Origin of the sequence: Asticcacaulis aquihabitans (assembly GCF_032490435.1) — a bacterium.
Taxonomy (GTDB): Bacteria; Pseudomonadota; Alphaproteobacteria; order Caulobacterales; family Caulobacteraceae; genus Asticcacaulis.
Genome location: NZ_JAVGWM010000003.1, coordinates 209,029 through 226,009, shown reverse-complemented (window position 1 = coordinate 226,009; position 16,981 = coordinate 209,029). Strand labels below are relative to the sequence as shown.

17 protein-coding genes are annotated in these 16,981 nt (G+C 60.3%); 9 read left to right on the top strand and 8 right to left on the bottom strand.

Annotation, left to right across the window (positions count from 1 at the left end; genetic code table 11):
• Positions 1-70: 70 nt before the first annotated feature.
• Genes RCJ00_RS11760 through rdgB form a run of 4 tightly spaced genes read right to left on the bottom strand, consistent with a single transcriptional unit; the run spans position 71 to position 3,037 of the window.
• Positions 71-451, bottom strand: coding sequence for a YraN family protein (locus RCJ00_RS11760; RefSeq protein WP_316222116.1), 381 nt, complete (start codon positions 449-451; stop codon positions 71-73).
• Positions 444-1,310 carry a 16S rRNA (cytidine(1402)-2'-O)-methyltransferase gene (gene rsmI / locus RCJ00_RS11755; protein WP_316222115.1) on the bottom strand — a complete coding sequence of 289 codons (867 nt, stop codon included), beginning with the start codon at positions 1,308-1,310 and terminating at the stop codon, positions 444-446. Before rsmI ends, RCJ00_RS11760 begins: the two co-directional genes overlap by 8 nt.
• A gap of 3 nt (positions 1,311-1,313) precedes the next feature.
• A complete protein-coding gene (gene hemW / locus RCJ00_RS11750) occupies positions 1,314-2,429 on the bottom strand; it encodes a radical SAM family heme chaperone HemW (protein ID WP_316222114.1) in 1,116 nt (371 codons plus the stop codon).
• Positions 2,426-3,037 carry an RdgB/HAM1 family non-canonical purine NTP pyrophosphatase gene (rdgB, locus tag RCJ00_RS11745; protein ID WP_316222113.1) on the bottom strand — a complete coding sequence of 204 codons (612 nt, stop codon included), beginning with the start codon at positions 3,035-3,037 and terminating at the stop codon, positions 2,426-2,428. The genes hemW and rdgB overlap by 4 nt, the downstream gene beginning before the upstream one ends.
• 150 nt (positions 3,038-3,187) lie before the next feature.
• Here rdgB and RCJ00_RS11740 point away from each other — a divergent pair, with 150 nt between their 5' ends.
• Both RCJ00_RS11740 and RCJ00_RS11735 read left to right on the top strand, forming a co-directional pair.
• Positions 3,188-3,709, top strand: coding sequence for a DUF2975 domain-containing protein (locus RCJ00_RS11740; protein WP_316222112.1), 522 nt, complete (start codon positions 3,188-3,190; stop codon positions 3,707-3,709).
• Positions 3,710-3,755: 46 nt separating this feature from the next.
• A complete protein-coding gene (locus RCJ00_RS11735; protein WP_316222110.1) occupies positions 3,756-3,965 on the top strand; it encodes a helix-turn-helix domain-containing protein in 210 nt (69 codons plus the stop codon).
• On the opposite strand, the gene rph is transcribed toward RCJ00_RS11735, so the two are convergent.
• Positions 3,962-4,678, bottom strand: a complete 717-nt coding sequence (gene rph / locus RCJ00_RS11730; protein ID WP_316222790.1) for a ribonuclease PH — start codon at positions 4,676-4,678, stop codon at positions 3,962-3,964. The two genes, RCJ00_RS11735 and rph, sit on opposite strands and share 4 nt — an antisense overlap.
• A gap of 218 nt (positions 4,679-4,896) precedes the next feature.
• Positions 4,897-5,274 carry a hypothetical protein gene (locus RCJ00_RS11725; protein ID WP_316222109.1) on the bottom strand — a complete coding sequence of 126 codons (378 nt, stop codon included), beginning with the start codon at positions 5,272-5,274 and terminating at the stop codon, positions 4,897-4,899.
• Between the two features lie 121 nt (positions 5,275-5,395).
• On the opposite strand from RCJ00_RS11725, the gene hrcA reads away from it, so the two are divergent.
• From hrcA to RCJ00_RS11710, 3 genes are all read left to right on the top strand, one after another.
• Complete coding sequence (gene hrcA / locus RCJ00_RS11720; protein WP_162148911.1) at positions 5,396-6,496, top strand: heat-inducible transcriptional repressor HrcA; 1,101 nt, start codon at positions 5,396-5,398, stop codon at positions 6,494-6,496.
• A 33-nt stretch (positions 6,497-6,529) separates the two neighbouring features.
• Positions 6,530-7,141: a nucleotide exchange factor GrpE gene (gene grpE, locus RCJ00_RS11715; RefSeq protein WP_023456145.1), complete on the top strand. Its 612-nt coding sequence runs from the start codon at positions 6,530-6,532 to the stop codon at positions 7,139-7,141.
• Between the two features lie 285 nt (positions 7,142-7,426).
• Positions 7,427-8,872 (top strand): M28 family metallopeptidase, encoded by a 1,446-nt coding sequence (locus RCJ00_RS11710; protein WP_316222107.1) that lies wholly within the window; start codon positions 7,427-7,429, stop codon positions 8,870-8,872.
• Positions 8,873-8,890: 18 nt separating this feature from the next.
• Here RCJ00_RS11710 and RCJ00_RS11705 read toward each other — a convergent pair whose 3' ends face one another.
• The gene (locus RCJ00_RS11705) at positions 8,891-9,238 is read right to left on the bottom strand and encodes a lysozyme inhibitor LprI family protein (RefSeq protein WP_316222106.1); all 348 of its coding nucleotides are present in this window, start codon (positions 9,236-9,238) and stop codon (positions 8,891-8,893) included.
• A gap of 506 nt (positions 9,239-9,744) precedes the next feature.
• On the opposite strand from RCJ00_RS11705, the gene dnaK reads away from it, so the two are divergent.
• The 4 genes from dnaK to dapB all read left to right on the top strand — a co-directional run bounded on the left by dnaK (position 9,745) and on the right by dapB (position 14,572).
• Complete coding sequence (dnaK, locus tag RCJ00_RS11700) at positions 9,745-11,652, top strand: molecular chaperone DnaK (protein ID WP_316222105.1); 1,908 nt, start codon at positions 9,745-9,747, stop codon at positions 11,650-11,652.
• 193 nt (positions 11,653-11,845) lie between these two features.
• Positions 11,846-13,021 (top strand): molecular chaperone DnaJ, encoded by a 1,176-nt coding sequence (gene dnaJ, locus RCJ00_RS11695; protein ID WP_316222104.1) that lies wholly within the window; start codon positions 11,846-11,848, stop codon positions 13,019-13,021.
• 103 nt (positions 13,022-13,124) lie between these two features.
• Positions 13,125-13,763, top strand: a complete 639-nt coding sequence (locus tag RCJ00_RS11690; protein WP_316222102.1) for a class I SAM-dependent methyltransferase — start codon at positions 13,125-13,127, stop codon at positions 13,761-13,763.
• Between the two features lie 56 nt (positions 13,764-13,819).
• Positions 13,820-14,572 (top strand): 4-hydroxy-tetrahydrodipicolinate reductase, encoded by a 753-nt coding sequence (gene dapB / locus RCJ00_RS11685; protein ID WP_316222101.1) that lies wholly within the window; start codon positions 13,820-13,822, stop codon positions 14,570-14,572.
• A gap of 67 nt (positions 14,573-14,639) precedes the next feature.
• Here dapB and RCJ00_RS11680 read toward each other — a convergent pair whose 3' ends face one another.
• Positions 14,640-16,922 (bottom strand): NADP-dependent malic enzyme, encoded by a 2,283-nt coding sequence (locus tag RCJ00_RS11680; protein ID WP_316222099.1) that lies wholly within the window; start codon positions 16,920-16,922, stop codon positions 14,640-14,642.
• Positions 16,923-16,981 lie beyond the last annotated feature (59 nt).

The following is a 16,981-nucleotide window of genomic DNA, read 5'->3' as shown; positions in this document are numbered from 1 at the left end:
CCTCTATCCGGCCGCACGCCCCATATGTGATTATGCATCGGACAAGGCAAGCCCAAAGCCGCACGTCAGTCTAATAGCGTTCTGTTTTCTCGAAAGCATTGATGCGATGTTCGGGCCATTGCCCGGAGGCGACAATATAGAGATCGATATTGAGATCGAGCCGGGCCAGACGCGGCCGCCTGGCCTGAAGGCTGAGACCGGCCTGCCACAGGCGGTCCTGCTGAACGTAAGAGACAGTTTCAAACGCCTCTTCGCGGCGGCGGCGTTGCTTGACCTCGACCACGGCCAAACGCTGGCCTTTCTGGGCTAAGATGTCGATTTCGCCCTGCGGCGTTTTCAATCGAAAACCGAGTATCCGATAGCCTTTGAGCATCAGATGGATAAGGGCAATATATTCGGCGAGATGGCCGCGCTTAAAGGCTTTGAGACCGCGCGCCGCCCGGTCAGCCACGCGCCTTGCCCTGCATTTCAAGCGCCTTCTGGTAGATCATCTTGCGCGGCAGGCCGAACATCTGGGACAGCTGCCTGGCGGCATCGGCCGGTGCATACTGTTCCAACGCCAGTTTCAGCGCCTCTTCCAGATTGTCGGTGGATGGCGCCGCGGCGACCGGTGGGGCAATGACGATGACGATTTCACCCTTGGGTTCAGCCAGCGCCGGATCGGAAATCAAATCGCTTAATCGGCCGCGATGGGCAGTTTCGTACAGCTTGGTCAGCTCCCGGCAGATACAGGCGTCACGGTCTCCCAGAACCTCGGCCATATCCATGAGCGAGTCATGCAAGCGCGGGCCCGTTTCGAACATGACCAGAGTGGCCGACTGAGTGACAAATTCCCCAAGAAAGGTTTTCCGCGCCGCCGATTTGTTGGGCAGGAATCCGGCAAACAGGAAGCGGTCCGTCGGCAGGCCCGACAGACACAATGCCGCCAGCACGGCCGAGGCGCCGGGAATGGGGTGGACGGCCGCACCCGCTTTTTGCGCCTCGCTGACCAGGCGGAAACCGGGATCGTTGATCAGCGGTGTACCAGCGTCAGATATCTGGGCGACTACCTGACCCTGGGCCAGGCGGTCGAGAATTTCCGGCAAAATCTTGTCGCCGGCATGGTCGTCATAGCGCAGCAGCTTTTTCTTCAGGTCGTAGGCAGCCATCAGCTTTCCAGCGACGCGCGTGTCTTCGGCCAGCACCACATCGGCAGCGCGCAGGATATCAAGCGCCCGCAGGGTGATATCGCGAAGATTGCCAATCGGCGTGGCGACGATGTAGAGGCCGGGGCTGACCGGCTTTGGCGGCGGGGCGAATAAGGATTCCATGATCTAGCTTAGAAGCTCCAATAGCAGCCTGTCCAGTACAACGCGACCGGCGGGTGTGGCGCGAAGGCGGCCTGCGCTCAATTCCATGAACCCCTGTTCGATCAGCGGTGCGGCTTTTTCCTGTATGGGCAGGGAGGGGAGGCGGCTGAGGGCGACACCTTCGGTCAGCCGCAAGCCCAGCATCAAGGCCTCTTCTTCGGCTTCGTCGGCCGTAAGCATCGCGGATTCGATAGGGTTTTCCGCGGCCGTATAGGCCCTGAGGTCACTCAGGGCCACCGTGGCGTGACGCACGCCGTCGCGGGTCAACCTGCCATGGGCGCCGGGACCTATGCCCATATAGTCGACGCCTTCCCATATCTTGACGTTATGGGCCGAACGGGCGGACGGACCGCAGGCGTGGTTGGATACCTCATAGGCCTCGAAGCCGAGACTTTGCAGCACAGCCAGGGTGCGGAAATAGAAGTCTTCGGCCAGGTCCGCCTTGGGCGGCGACCATTGACCGCGACGGACGGCCCGGCCGAAAGCGGTCGTTTGCTCTATGGTCAGTTGGTAAGGCGATATGTGTTCGACACCCAAGGCGGCGGCGCGGCGCAGTTCCTCTTCCCAGGCATCGGGGGTCTGCCCGGGCAGGGCGTAGATCAGATCAAGCGAGACGCGGCCGAAAACGCTTTGCGCCGTCTCTATGCCCGCAATGGCGCTGGCGGCGGAATGGTTGCGGCCCAGGAAGGCCAACGTGTCGTCATTGAGCGACTGCACTCCCAGGGACAGCCGATTGACACCCGCCGCGCGGAAGCCGGCGAAGCGGGCGATTTCCGCATCCGTCGGATTGGCTTCGAGCGTGATTTCAATATCGTCCGTATACGGAAAAAGTTGCTTTGCCTGATCGATCAGTTCGCCGACCCAATCGGGCGGCAGCAGCGACGGCGTGCCGCCACCGAAAAAGACGCTGGCCAGATGGCGTGGCCCCAGACCGTCCGCCTGGCGGCGCATATCGGCCAGAATGGCTTCGAACAGGGGGCGCTGACTGGCCTGCTGCCGGTCGCGCGTAACGTTGAAATCGCAATAGGGACAGATGCGCGAACAATAGGGCCAATGTATGTAGAGGCTTAAGGGGCTCAAAAAAGCGCCGCCCGCAATTGCTCGAAGGCGAGGTGACGGTGGCTGATCCGGTCCTTCACTTCGGGCGCCATCTCCGCGAATGTGATGTCATAGCCGTCGGGCTGGAAGATCGGATCGTAGCCGAAGCCCATGTCGCCTCGGCGCGGGAAGACGATCTGGCCGTCGACACGGCCCTCGAATACGGCGGCATGCCCTTCCGGCCACGCCACGGCCAGGGCACATGTAAACCAGGCCTTGAGACTGGTCTTACCCTCCGTCTCGCGCGCGATACGCATCTTGTGCTCTATCACTTCCATCGCGCGATCGAAATCCTTATGCGGCCCGGCCCAGCGCGCGCTGTATATGCCGGGATCGCCGTCAAGCGCTTCGATGCTCAGGCCGGAATCGTCCGCCAAGGCGACAAGGCCAGCTTGCATCGCGGCGTGACGCGCTTTCAGGATGGCGTTGCCGATAAAGCTGACTTCGGTTTCCGGCGGTTCAGGCAGGCCGAGCGACCCGGCCGTGATCACCTCATAGCGGCCCTCCAGCATGGCCGAAATTTCGACTGCCTTGCCGGGATTATGCGTGGCGGCGATCAGTTTCTGGCCGGGGATCAGGTGCAGGCTCATATCAGGGTCTCTGGTCAGTGTCTTAAGTGTAGGCTCGGGATGCCATAGCGGTGAGCGGCCCCTGTATAGCCCAGGTTACAAAGAGGTCACTTGTTTTTTGTGCCGATTTTGTGAAAGGGTTTAAGTCTGAACACTGAGGACACGATAACCATGCGCTTTCTGGGGCCGCGCTCGATTTCCAGCCTGCTGAAAACGGCGCTCGATGTCGTCTATTACGGCCTTTACGTTCTAATCTTCCTGGTCATCGTCGTCGCCGTCTGCCTGCTGTCGGTGCCGAACCTGGCCTCAGAAGTCGTGCGCCGCCTGAATATCGCCAGCGATCTATCGGCGACCTCAATGGCCGTCATGTTCATCGCCTTCGGCCTGTCGCTGGGCGGCTACCTGCTGGTCATGCACTGGACCCGCCGTATTTTCCAGACCCTGGCGGAAGGCGATGTCTTTCACCCGGACAACACCACCCGCCTGCGCTGGATCGGATTTGGACTGGGCGCATTGGAAATCTTTGGCTACATGGTCCGATTCGTCGCCTCGGGCGTTTTCCATCTGCACTTTGAACCGATCTACGGTCTGCGCGCCGTCACCACCTGGTTCTCGGTGCTGGTGGTGTTCGTCTTGGCAGAAGTGTTCAAGGAAGGCGCACGCCTGCGCAAGGAAGTGGACCACACCATATGAGCCTGTTTGCCTCCGCAATGCCCGCCCCCGTTTTACCGAGGCGTGGATGATCAAACTCAAACTGGCCGAGTTGCTCGCGCGACGGCGCCTGTCGATCGTCGAACTATCCGACCGTACGGGAATCAGTGTGCGCGACCTGGAAGTCCTGCGCGATCAGAAGGCTCAAGCGCTGCGTTTGAAGACGATCGATTGTCTTTGCCGCTGCCTGAATTGCCAGCCGTCGGACCTGATTGAATATGTCGCAGACGCGGATTAACCGGCCAGGGCCGCGTTTTGCAGCTCGAACAATTCCTTCGCACCCTTCAGGCCCAGATCATATAGGGCGTTGAATTCATCGCGCGAAAACCCACGCTTTTCGCCGGTCGCCTGGATTTCGACCGCGTCTGCGGCGCCCGTAATGACAAAGTTGGCGTCGGTTTCGGCGTTCGAGTCTTCGTCGTAATCCAGATCCAGAACCGGCGTGCCTTCGAAAATGCCGCAGGAAATGGCCGCCACTTGGTCGAGGATCGGCGATTTTTCGAGCACCTTGTCGGCGACCAGTTTGTTGCAAGCCATTGACAAGGCAACCCAGGCGCCGGTGATTGACGCCGTGCGGGTGCCGCCGTCGGCCTGGATGACGTCACAGTCGATAGTGATCTGGCGTTCGCCAAGGGCCTTCAGGTCAATGATGGCGCGCATCGAGCGACCGATCAGGCGCTGGATTTCCTGGGTCCGGCCCGATTGCTTGCCGGCAGCGGCTTCGCGGCGCGACCGGGTATGGGTGGACCGGGGCAACATGCCGTATTCCGCCGTCACCCATCCCTGCCCCTTACCCTTCAGGAAGCCCGGCACGCCCTGTTCCAGCGACGCCGTGACCAACACCTTGGTGTGGCCGAAGGACACGAGACACGATCCTTCCGCATAGCGGGTGACGCCGGTTTCCAGCGTGACGGCGCGCATCTGATCGGGTTTGCGGTTGGACGGACGAATGGTTTTCAGGGCGGACAGGGCGTCGAAGTGCGACATGGAAGGCCTCATATGATTATGGCCTTGCCGTAACAGGTCTCATCGTGGCGTGAAACCCTAAACTTGGTCTATTTCCCGATTATTTGAAGCACGGAAATAGGCGCCCACTTTCATTTTAGTAAGCTCGTGTTCCCAGTGTTTCCGGACGGCTTGCTTGACTTAAGCCGGGTGTCGTTGGGGCCTCAGGGCTGAATACGGCCCTGCTCCTGCTCAAGCGGGCTGAGGGTGTTATAGACTGGTGTCTGGGTTTTGCATTTTTTGTCGGCGCAGACAAAGCCACGATGTTCACCGTCATGACGCCATGTGTCGGCGATGCGGGTGGCCGGACGAATCTGCCCGGGCGTCGTATCGATGGCGATCGCCTCATCCCTCTGGGCCAATTGTGCCGGCGGCTGGGGTTTGGCCGGTGTTTGCAGCGCCTCGGCTACCGCCGGCGACACCGGCGCCGCGTAGGTGTAATCTTTTGCGGAGGCCGTGCCGCCACTAGCCACCAGCGCAAAGCTCAGGATGGCCAGACCATATGTCGCCAAACCATATGATGGAAACGTGACTCCGCGCATGACGCCCTCTTCGGTTGCATTGCGGTCAGGATTCACCCGCCTTTGTGGCATAATTGTGGCGCCAACACCGCCTTCATAAAGGCTTGGCGGGAAACGCAAAGCTTTGCTAAATTGGCAGCTAATGACCATTTCCCCGCACATGTCCGGTTTGCTGAACTCGACCGCCTCCTTAAGCGAGATGGACCAGCGCGCCCGCGATATTTTTCGGCACGTCGTGGAAACCTATCTCGAAACCGGTGAGCCTGTTGGATCGCGCACAATTTCACGCGGCGGTGTTGCGCTGTCACCGGCCTCGATCCGCAACACCATGCAGGATCTGGCGCATCTGGGTCTTTTGTCGGCACCGCACACCTCTTCCGGCCGACTGCCGACCCATCAGGGTCTGCGCTTGTTCGTTGATGGGCTGCTGGAAATCGGCGACCTGTCGGACGAAGCCAAGCGTGACATTGAGGCGCGCCTGACCGGCCGGGGCCAGACTTTCGATCAGGCCATGCGTGAAGCCAGCCAAATGCTGTCAGGTCTGGCCGGCGGGGCCGGGGTTGTCATGACGCCATCGTTCGAATCCGGCGTGAAACATGTCGAATTCATCGCCCTGTCGGCAGAGCAGGCCTTGGCCGTCCTGGTTTTTGGGGACGGCCGGGTGGAAAACCGGCTGATGCCGCTGGCACCGGGCATGACGCCATCTGTGCTGATGGAGGCGTCCAACTATCTCAATACCCACCTACGAGGACGCACCCTGTCCGAGGCGCGGGTCGAACTGAAGGCCGAACTGGAGGCGGAGCGCCAGAAACTCGATGAAGCAGCAGCGCAGTTGATCGAAGATGGACTGGCGGTCTGGTCCGGTGGTGACAAGGAAAAACGCGCCCTGATCGTACGTGGCCGCGCCAACCTGCTCGAACAGACGCAAAGCCTCGAGGATCTGGAACGGGTACGCTCCCTGTTTGAGGACTTGGAACAGAAAGAAGAGCTGATCGACCTTCTGGACGACGTCAAGGACGCCCAGGGTGTGAGAATTTTTATCGGTTCGGAGTCGAAACTGTTTTCTTTATCGGGCTCGGCTGTTATTGCAGCGCCCTACATGGTGAGCCACCCGCAAGGGTCGCGGGGTGGCCCCAAGGTGATGGGCGCGATTGGCGTGATCGGGCCGGCGCGGTTGAATTATGCGCGCATCATCCCACTTGTGGACTACACCGCCCGGATTCTGGGTCGCCTGCTTGAGTAAAAGGGGCGACCTGTATGTACGAAGGACTATGAGATGAGTGACGAAATCGAAAACGAAGCCGGCAATGCCGACCTGGAACAGGACGCCACCGCGCTTCTCAATGCCGAGCTGGAAAAGCTGACTGCCGAAAACGCCGCCCTGAAGGAACAGGCGCTGCGTTATGCCGCCGAAGTCGAAAATATCAAACGCCGCGCCGAGCGCGAGGGCAATGACGCCCGCGCCTTCGGAATCCAGAAATTTGCCCAGAGCCTGCTGGGTGTCGCTGACGTCCTGTCGCGCGCCCTGGCTTCGGTTCCCGCCGACGTCGCCGACCCGGCGTTCAAGAACTTCATCGCCGGCATCGACATGACGGAGAAAGAACTGGCGGGCGCGTTCGAAAAGAATGGCGTCAAGAAGATCAACCCGCTTAAGGGTGACAAATTCGACCCGAACCTGCACCAGGCGGTGATGGAACAGCCTTCGACGGATGTCGACGGTGGGGGCGTGATCATGGTGATGCAGGCCGGTTATGAACTGTTCGGCCGCGTGATCCGGCCGGCCATGGTCGCGGTTGCGGCTAAGGGGTCAGCCCCCGCCCCAGCCAAGAACGGTTACGACAGCGACGACGCCGATACCGGCGACCGCATCGACACCCAGGCTGAGTAACCAGGCCTCTGAAAGACACGAACCCTCCGGCAAAACCGGAGGGTTTTTTGCTGTCCCGCCTGTGGGCGAATCAAAGGTAAACGATATTTGCCACAGACCTTGAACACGACGGAAACGAATCAGCGACGAATCGCTGACTCTGCGCGATTCCCGGTTTGTTCACCCCTATATCTAGTGGCTTGACACGGGCTTAACCATAGACGCTCAAGCCGTTGCTTGACGACGATAGTCACGGCTCCTAACACTGATCCAAACACCAACACTCGCATTCGCCAGGGGCCTTACATGCTGATACGTCGTCTCTTTCTTGCTGCCAGCTTGGTCGCGCTCAGTTCCGGCCCGTCCATGGCGCAAGGGGCTACGAGACAATCGACGGACACGCATGCAGCCCAAGCACCGGTCGCGCAGCCCGCGCCAGCCCAACCGCCCGCCGCGTGGGTCGTCGAACCGCGCTGGGTGCGCGCTCATGAGGCGTTTCTGGCCAGCGACGCCCTGCAAGGACGCCGCAGCGCCACACGCGACGAAGCCATTGCGGCGGCCTATGTGGCCGCTCAGTTCGAAAGCTACGGCTTGACGCCCGCACCGGGCATGAACGGCTACCTGCAGACGGCCACGGTGGTGAAATTCAAACCCAGCGGAAAGGCGCGCCTGACCGCTGGCAATTTCGAGTTAGACGAAAGCAAGGGGCTGGTGCTCTACTACTCAGCGGGCCGTTCGGTGACTGGCAAGCTGGTTATAGCTACGGGCGAAGACCCCGCCACGGTGCCAGCCGGTGACGTCATCATGCTGGCTGTGTCCGACAAGACGCCTGTGTCCGACTGGATCGGCGCAGCGGAAGCCAAAGGGGCCAAGCTGATTATCATGCGCGAAAGCGACGCGCTCAAAAAGCGTTGGGCCGCCATGGGCGGCCGAACGCGGACACCGGTCTTCCTGGCCGATGCCCCGCCGAAACGCAGCCGCGCGGAAATGATTGTTCTGCCAGCAGCGGTCTTTGACACTCTGAAAGCCAAGACGGGCGTGACGCTCACGCTCGATCTGGGCGACATGCAGCGGATCGAAAGCACGACCACCAATGCGATCGGCTATCTGGCGGGCAGCGATCCGTCAGCCGGCGTCGTTCTTGTCACCTCGCATCTCGACCATCTGGGTGTGCTGGACGACGGCACGGTCATGCACGGCGCCAATGATGACGCATCGGGCACGGTGGCAGTGCTGGAAGTGGCCCACGCCCTGGCCGCGGGTAAGCAGCCCAAGCGAGGATTGCTTTTTGTCGCCTACGGTGCGGAGGAAATCGGCGGTATGGGGTCCACCTACTTCGCGAACCATCCGCCCATTCCGCTCGAGCGGATTGTCGCCAATCTCGAATTCGAGATGATCGGCGCACAAGACCCGAAACTCGCGGATGGCGAACTCATGATGACGGGATTCGAACGGTCGAACCTGGGCGAAACACTTAAGGCAAAGGGCGCCCGCCTGGCGGCGGACCCTTATCCGGAGCAACATTTCTTCCAGCGGTCGGATAACTATTCCCTGGCGCTCAAGGGCATAGTCGCTCACACCATTTCCGGCTGGGCCGTCACGCCGACCTACCATTCCCCCGATGACACCATCGCCAACCTCAACCTGCCCTTCATGACCGCGGCGATCCAATCGCTGATCGTCCCTGTTGAATATCTGGTCAATAGCGACTTCACGCCGGAATGGAAGACGGGCGGCAGGCCGAGCGAATAGACCGAAAGCGTGAAACGATTAAAACGGTCCGCGTGACGCGATCGCGTCAAAGTCACGCTCCAGTTCCTGGTTGCGTCGCGCATAGGCAGCCGTCAGGCATTTGATGTTGCTTGCGCACTTGGCGCGGTCGGCCAACCAGGCGCGCTGGCGGTCCTGCATTTCGCCACGCGAGCCCATCATGACCAGGTGGGTGTTGACCTTGAACAGCGTTGCCATCTTCACGTCGGCATCGCTGAGTGCCTGGGTGCGACAGATCGTCTTTTCGTCCGGTGTTCGCGCCTTGGCGCAGTCGAAGCTGGCGGCGTTGGCGCCGCCGGCTGTGATGGCGGCGGTCAGAACGCCGAGCGTCAAAAGAATTTTAAACATGGAGCCTCCGTCGTTTCAGTCGTGGCTTACAGGGCAGCAAAGACAATTTGCCATGCCCGATGGGCCTTGCTCAGACAAGATTATGGTCAAGACGACAATCATTTCGACGATAAAGGTCGGCCTTCCAATGATGGGCGCCTGATCGAGGATGCGCGCCTGTGTCCGGACATCTTTGCTTTTACGCGTTTTTTCATCCGAAACGCGCGTAAAAGCGTTCCAACAGACCATAATCCCCCTTCGCAGCCTGACAAGCCGCTTGTAAATCGGCGCGAAGACCGCACATTAGGCTTTCCGGCGTGCGCCAATCGGTAAGCCCTGAAAATTTTGAGGGCATTACTCTTGCGTGCAGACTGAAATATCCCATATCGGCTACAGCTTTCAGACACTCCTGGTTAACAGGGGGCTTGAAAAATCCCAGTAATTCATCTTAACGGGGATGGACATTCGCGGCGCTTAATTCATAAGGCTGCCAAAACCCATTCGCCTCAACGGAGCAGATATTATCCATGGCTAAAATTATCGGTATCGATCTCGGCACGACCAACTCCTGCGTCGCCGTCATGGACGGCAAGACCCCGAAGGTAATCGAAAATGCCGAAGGCGTGCGTACCACGCCGTCGGTCGTCGCCATCGTTGACGACACGGAACGCCTGGTCGGCCAGCCCGCCAAGCGTCAGGCGGTGACCAATCCCGCCAACACCCTCTTTGCCATCAAGCGCCTGATCGGCCGCACCTATACTGACCCGATGGTTCAGAAGGACAAGGGCATGGTGCCTTTCGAAATCACCAAGGGTGCCAACGGCGACGCCTGGGTCAAGGCCCACGGCAAGGATTACTCGCCGCAACAGATTTCCGCTTTCATCCTGGGTAAGATGAAGGAAGCCGCCGAAGCCTATCTCGGCGAAACCGTCACCCAGGCCGTCATCACGGTCCCGGCCTATTTCAACGACGCCCAGCGTCAGGCAACCAAGGATGCCGGCAAGATCGCCGGCCTTGAAGTCCTGCGCATCATCAACGAGCCGACCGCTGCCGCCCTGGCCTATGGCCTGGACAAGGACAACAACAAGAAGATCGCCGTCTACGACCTCGGTGGCGGCACCTTCGACGTCTCGGTTCTTGAAATCGGTGATGGCGTCTTCGAAGTGAAATCGACCAACGGCGACACCTTCCTCGGCGGTGAAGACTTCGACATGCGTGTCGTCGATTACCTGGCCGACGAGTTCAAGAAGGAAAACGGCGTCGACCTGCGTTCCGACAAGCTGGCCCTGCAACGCCTTAAGGAAGAGGCTGAAAAGGCCAAGAAGGAACTGTCGACGGTTGCCCAGTACGATCTGAACCTGCCCTTCATCTCGATGAACGCTTCGGGCCCGCTGCACCTGAACCTCAAGCTGACCCGCGCCAAGCTGGAAAGCCTGGTTGAAGACCTGATCGCAAAGACCATTGGCCCTTGCCAGCAGGCGCTGAAGGATGCCGGCCTGAAGGCTTCGGACATCGACGAAGTCGTTCTGGTCGGTGGCATGACGCGTATGCCCAAGGTTGCCGAAGCCGTTAAGACCTTCTTCGGTCGCGAACCGCACAAGGGTGTCAACCCGGACGAAGTCGTCGCGCTCGGCGCCGCCATCCAGGCCGGCGTTCTGCAAGGCGACGTCAAGGACGTCCTGCTGCTCGACGTCACTCCGCTGACGCTCGGCATCGAAACCCTGGGCGGTGTGTTCACGCCGTTGATCGAGCGTAACACCACGATCCCGACCAAGAAGTCTCAGGTCTTCTCGACCGCCGATGACAACCAGTCGGCCGTGACGATCCGCTGCTTCCAGGGCGAGCGCCCGATGGCACAGGACAATAAGCTGTTGGGTCAGTTCGACCTGGTTGGCATTCCGCCCGCACCGCGCGGCGTGCCGCAGATCGAAGTCACGTTCGACATCGACGCTAACGGTATCGTCCAGGTCCACGCCAAGGACAAGGCTACCAACAAGGAGCACTCGATCCGTATCCAGGCCAATGGCGGCCTCTCCGATGCGGATATCGAGGAAATGATCAAGACCGCCGAAGCCAACAAGGGCGAAGACGAAAAGCGCAAGGCGCTGATCGAGGCCCGCAACCAGGCCGACGCCTTGATCCATTCGACCGAAAAGGCCGTCAAGGACTTCGGCGATAAGGTTTCGAACGAGGACAAGACCGCAATCGAAACTGCCATTGCCGACCTCAAGACAGCTAAGGACGGTGAAGACGCCGACGACATCAAGGCGAAGCATCAGACCCTGATGACCGCTTCGATGAAGTTGGGTGAAGCCATGTACGCCGCTCAGCAGGCGGGTGACGGCGCTGAGGCGTCTACCGGTCAGGCTGAAGATGACGGCGTTGTCGATGCCGACTTCGAAGAAGTCGACGGCGACGATAAAAAGCGGGGCTAAGACCCTACATGAACGCAGGGGCTGACCAATTGGGTATGTGGCCTGCGTCCATATCGGACAAAAGGACGGCGAGGTTTGACTCCTCGCCGTCTTTGATCCAGAATTTTCCCTTTAAAATTTGGGCCGAAAAGCCGGAACAGGCAGCGCAACAGGTGTTGCGTCATCTGTCTTCGTGGATATCGGGGCGAGTCGTATGAATAAGCGTGATTATTACGAAGTGCTGGAAGTCGAGCGGACCGTTGATGAGGTCACGCTGAAATCCGCTTTCCGCAAGAAGGCGATGCAGCACCATCCGGACCGCAACCAGGGCGACCCTGAGGCGGAGGTGCGCTTCAAGGAAGTCAACGAAGCCTATTCGGTGCTCAGCGATGCGCAAAAGCGCGCCGCCTACGATCGCTACGGTCATGCCGGCATGAACGGCCAATCGGCCGGCGGGTTCGGCGGCGGTGGCTTTGGCGGCGCAGGCTTCTCGAACGTCGAGGACATCTTCTCGGAAATGTTCGGCGATATCTTCGGTCAGCAGCAGCGCCGCGGCCCCCAAGGCGCTCAGCGTGGGCCGGATGTGCGCTACGATTACGAAATCAGCCTGGAGCAGGCATATAAGGGCGCCGAGGTCGAGATCACCATCCCGACCACCATGACCTGCGAAGTCTGTCACGGTTCGGGGGCCAAGGCCGGCACCAAACCCAGCACCTGTCCGACCTGCGGAGGCGCGGGCCGGGTTCGGGCCTCGAACGGGTTCTTCGCTGTCGAACGCACCTGCCCGTCCTGTAACGGTCAGGGCCAAACGATCAAGGATCCGTGCACCAACTGTCACGGTCATGGTCAGGTCCGCCAGAATAAAGACCTCCGAGTCCGTATCCCGGCCGGCGTTGACGATGGCGCGCGCATCCTGCTCAAGGGTGAAGGCCAGGCCGGCGTCAAGGGCGGGCCGAAAGGCGATCTCTACATCTTCCTGAGCGTCGCTGAGCATGAGATATTCGAACGCGACGGGGCCGATCTGCATTGTTCCATCCCTGTGCCGATGACCACGGCGATACTTGGCGGCGAGCTGGATGTGCCCTGCCTGATGGGCGGCGAAGGCTGCGATGGCCAGTGCAAGCTCAGCGTCGATATCCCCGAAGGCGCCCAGACTGGCCACAAGGTCAAGCTTAAGGGCCGTGGGATGCCGGTGCTGAATTCAAAGCAGAAGGGCGACCTGATCGTCGAACTGTTCATCGAAACACCCAAGCATCTGACGCCCCGGCAGAAGGAATTGATGAAGGAATTCGCAACCTTGGCCGAGGAACAGTCCTATGCGCAAAGCCAGGGCTTCATGCATCGGGCAAAGCGGTTCTGGGACGATATCACCGGCGCAGCGGCTCAATAGCCGGGTCACAGACCCTACATATTTAAGTTTTAGGACAGCCCCGTCGAACACGCTTCGGCGGGGTTTCTTGCTTTATGGCAGGGTATCGGCCAAAAAGGCGTCCATGCCCGATGCGCGCGATTTCATACTGACCAATCTGCGCCTTGAACCCGCACCTGGCGTTCCCGAAATTCGCCTGTATCGCGCCCATCCCGCCAGCCGGTTGTCGCGACTGATCGGGGATGACGCACCTGCCCCCTATTGGGCCTATCACTGGGCTGGCGGAACGGTTCTGGCGCGCTATGTGCTTGATCATCCGGACTGTGTTCGGGGCCGCCGCGTCGTCGATCTGGGCGCGGGTTCCGGGGTTGTCGGAATTGCGGCCGCCCTGTGCGGCGCGGCGGGGGTAATGGGGGTGGATATCGATCCTTATGCCGCGAGTGTCATCCCGCTCAATGCCGAAGCCAACGGCGTTATCCTGGCCGTGCAGAACGGCGAACTGACCGCACCGCCCGATGCCGACCTGATCCTTGCCGGCGATATCTTCTATGAGCCTGAGCTGGCGGCCAGGATGGCGACGTTTTGCACCGCATGCATCCACGCCGGTATAGAGGTGTTAGTCGGCGACATGGGCCGCAAACCCCTACCGCTTGATCTTCTTACGCCGCTGGCGACCTATGATGTCCCCGATTTCGGACAAACGGGCGTGCTCCCGGCACGCGTCTTTCGCTTCACGGGCGCTTCACAGGGCAATAGCAATTGACCTGACCGGGCCTTATGCATATTCGGGAAGGATTATCCGCATGTATGGGGTCGATTATGTCCGTCGTTACGCGTTTCGCCATCAATGGCGCCAAGGGCCGCATGGGGTTGGCCGTAGCGAAAGTGCTCGACGAAACGGGTGAAACCATTTCCGCCCGTTTTGGCAACGGCGACACGCCAGACCTGACACGCAGCGATGTGGCTATCGACTTTTCAACACCCGAAGCCTCGCTAGCCCTGTGTGAAGCCTGTGCCAGCGAAGGCCTGAGCCGCCCACGTCCCTTCGTGCAGGTCATAGGCTCCACGGGCTTCACCCCCGAACAGGAACGGAAGTTATCCCTGTTCGCCGACGAGGTGGTGATTATAAAGTCGGGCAACTTTTCGCTGGGTGTCAACCTGATGATGGGGCTTTTGAAGCAGGCCAGCGCGCGCCTCCATGCCGACACCTGGGACATAGAAGTCACTGAAGCCCATCATCGGCGAAAGGTCGATGCACCGTCTGGTACAGCTTTGATGCTGGGCGAGTCCGCCGCCTATGGGCGTGGCGTCAACCTGACAGATGTGAAGGTTGCCGCACGCGACGGCATAACCGGCGCGCGCCAGGAAGGCACGATCGGCTTTTCCGTCGTTCGGGGTGGCGGCATTGTCGGTGAGCACAGCGTCTTGTTCGCCTCGGAAGACGAAATCATCACCTTTTCGCATTCGGCGCGCGATCGCACGCTGTTCGCGCGCGGCGCCATCCAGGCCGCCTTATGGGGCCGCAAGCAGAAGCCCGGCATCTACGACATGCAGGATGTCCTGGGTTTCTAGCGCAGCAAAAAACAAAAAGGACGCCCCATAGCCTGGAGCGTCCTTTTTCGATCCGATAAACCAGACTCTAGATTTTCGCCGACGCCCGGATGTCGTAAGCGGCAAACGTGGCCATGGTCAGAATTTTCGACACCGAATCTGACAGCTGGCAAATCTGCACCGGCTTTGACAGGCCGAGGAGAAGCGGACCCACAACGGTGGCGCCGCCCAGGGCTTCGATCATCTTGGTCGAGATCGAGGCCGAATGGATGGCCGGCATGATCAGCACATTGGCCGGTGCCGTCAGGCGCTGAAACGGATAGTTGGTCCACAGAGAGGGATCGAGCGCCACATCGGGTGGCATCTCGCCTTCGAATTCGAAATCGACGCCGCGCTGTTCCAGCAACCGCACCGCTTCCTTGACCCGATCAGAGCGCTCACCCTTCGGATTGCCGAAGGTCGAATAACTCATGAAAGCGACGCGCGGCGTGTGACCCATGCTGCGCACCGCCATGGCGGCTTCGATGGCAATATCGCCCAGTTCTTCCGGCGACGGCAGTTCCGCCACCGTTGTATCGGCGACGAAAATGGTCTTGCCGCGCGCCAGCACGATCGACAGGCCCATGATCCGCCCGCCCGGCGCCGGATCCACCACCCGCAACACATCATCCAGCGCCTGGTCGAACATGCGGGTGACGCCCGTCACCATACCGTCGGCGTGGCCGGAAATGACCATGGCGGCGGCGAAGGAGTTGCGGTCCTGGTTGATCAGGCGGTCAACATCGCGCTTGAGATAGCCTTCGCGTTGCAGACGCGAATAAAGAAGCTGCGAATAGGCGGCGTTACGATGCGACAGGCGGGCATTGATGATCTCGATCCCCTCTTCCGCCGGATCAATGCCCGCGGCGCGCATATTGGCCTCGATCAGGTTCTCGCGGCCGCACAGGATCGGCGTGCCGAGCCCCTGCAACTTGAAGGCATGGGCGGCGCGGATAACGGAAATGTCCTCGCCCTCGGCGAACACGATACGCTTGGCCGGACGCGCGCGCACAGCGGTATAGATGGTTTGCAGGAAACCAGCGGACGGATCGAGGCGCTGTTCCAGGCGCTTGCGGTAAGCATCCATATCATCGATCGGCTTGCGCGCGACACCCGTATCCATTGCCGCCTGGGCGACGAAGGGCGGGATGTACCAGATCAGGCGCGGATCGAACGGCGACGGAATGATATAGTCCCTGCCGAATTTCAGGTGACGGCCCTGATAGGCGGCGGCCACTTCATCGGGCACGTCCTCGCGCGCCAGCATGGCTAGGGCGCGGGCCGCAGCCAGCTTCATCTCGTGGTTCACGCGACGCGCCCGCACGTCCAAAGCGCCACGGAAAATATACGGGAAGCCCAGGACATTGTTGACCTGGTTAGGGTAATCGGAGCGGCCGGTGGCGACAATGGCGTCACTGCGTACCTTGGCCACGTCTTCCGGGGTGATTTCCGGGTCCGGATTGGCCATGGCGAAGATGATCGGCTTGGCGGCCATAGTGGCGACCATCTCCGAGGTCAGCACGCCTTTTGCCGACAGGCCGAGGAAAATATCGGCCCCGACCATGGCCTCAGCCAGGGTGCGTTTGTTTGTCTTGGTGGCATGGACCGACTTCCACTGGTCCATATCGATCGTGCGGCCTTCATAGACGACGCCGTGGATATCGACAACCGTCGTATTCTCATGCTTCACACCCAACGCCTTGACGAGCGACAGGGAGGACAGGCCCGCCGCACCGGCGCCACAGAGCACGAGCTTGACATCTTCGATACGCTTGCCGGTGATCTCCAGCGCGTTGATCAGACCGGCGGCGGCGATGATGGCCGTGCCGTGCTGGTCATCGTGGAAAACGGGGATATCGGCCAGGTCCTGCAGGGCCGACTCGATGATGAAGCATTCCGGGCTTTTGATGTCTTCGAGATTGATGCCGCCAAACGAGGCCGTGATATTCTTAACCACGGTGATGAATTCGTCGGGGTCTTGGGTGTTCACCTCGATGTCGAAGCTGTCGATATCACCGAAGCGCTTGAACAGAACCGACTTGCCTTCCATGACCGGCTTGGAGGCCAGGGCGCCCAGATTGCCAAGGCCCAGGATCGCCGTGCCGTTGGAAATCACCGCGACCATATTGCCCTTCGACGTATAGTCGTAAGCCGCTTCCGGGTTTTCGGCTATGCGACGCACCGGCACCGCCACGCCCGGCGAATAGGCCAGCGCCAGGTCGCGCTGGGTCGCCATCGGCTTCGTCGGCAGCAGGCCGATCTTACCCGGCTGCGGATACTGATGGAGGTGGAGGGCTTCTTCGTCGCTGAAGGTCTGTTTTTCGGTGGACATGAAAACTCTAAACGTTGTGGCAATTGTAGTATAATTATCGTTGCGTCAGCTTGAACTAA

What these genes read in the sequence shown, in the direction of transcription:
- rsmI (WP_316222115.1), bottom strand. Translation starts at nt 1,310, where the DNA reads ATGGAATCCTTATTCGCCCCGCCGCCAAAGCCGGTCAGCCCCGGCCTC.
- rdgB (WP_316222113.1), bottom strand. Translation starts at nt 3,037, where the DNA reads ATGAGCCTGCACCTGATCCCCGGCCAGAAACTGATCGCCGCCACGCAT.
- RCJ00_RS11740 (WP_316222112.1), top strand. Translation starts at nt 3,188, where the DNA reads ATGCGCTTTCTGGGGCCGCGCTCGATTTCCAGCCTGCTGAAAACGGCG.
- RCJ00_RS11735 (WP_316222110.1), top strand. Translation starts at nt 3,756, where the DNA reads ATGATCAAACTCAAACTGGCCGAGTTGCTCGCGCGACGGCGCCTGTCG.
- RCJ00_RS11725 (WP_316222109.1), bottom strand. Translation starts at nt 5,274, where the DNA reads ATGCGCGGAGTCACGTTTCCATCATATGGTTTGGCGACATATGGTCTG.
- hrcA (WP_162148911.1), top strand. Translation starts at nt 5,396, where the DNA reads ATGACCATTTCCCCGCACATGTCCGGTTTGCTGAACTCGACCGCCTCC.
- grpE (WP_023456145.1), top strand. Translation starts at nt 6,530, where the DNA reads ATGAGTGACGAAATCGAAAACGAAGCCGGCAATGCCGACCTGGAACAG.
- RCJ00_RS11710 (WP_316222107.1), top strand. Translation starts at nt 7,427, where the DNA reads ATGCTGATACGTCGTCTCTTTCTTGCTGCCAGCTTGGTCGCGCTCAGT.
- RCJ00_RS11705 (WP_316222106.1), bottom strand. Translation starts at nt 9,238, where the DNA reads ATGTTTAAAATTCTTTTGACGCTCGGCGTTCTGACCGCCGCCATCACA.
- dnaK (WP_316222105.1), top strand. Translation starts at nt 9,745, where the DNA reads ATGGCTAAAATTATCGGTATCGATCTCGGCACGACCAACTCCTGCGTC.
- dnaJ (WP_316222104.1), top strand. Translation starts at nt 11,846, where the DNA reads ATGAATAAGCGTGATTATTACGAAGTGCTGGAAGTCGAGCGGACCGTT.
- RCJ00_RS11690 (WP_316222102.1), top strand. Translation starts at nt 13,125, where the DNA reads ATGCCCGATGCGCGCGATTTCATACTGACCAATCTGCGCCTTGAACCC.
- dapB (WP_316222101.1), top strand. Translation starts at nt 13,820, where the DNA reads ATGTCCGTCGTTACGCGTTTCGCCATCAATGGCGCCAAGGGCCGCATG.
- RCJ00_RS11680 (WP_316222099.1), bottom strand. Translation starts at nt 16,922, where the DNA reads ATGTCCACCGAAAAACAGACCTTCAGCGACGAAGAAGCCCTCCACCTC.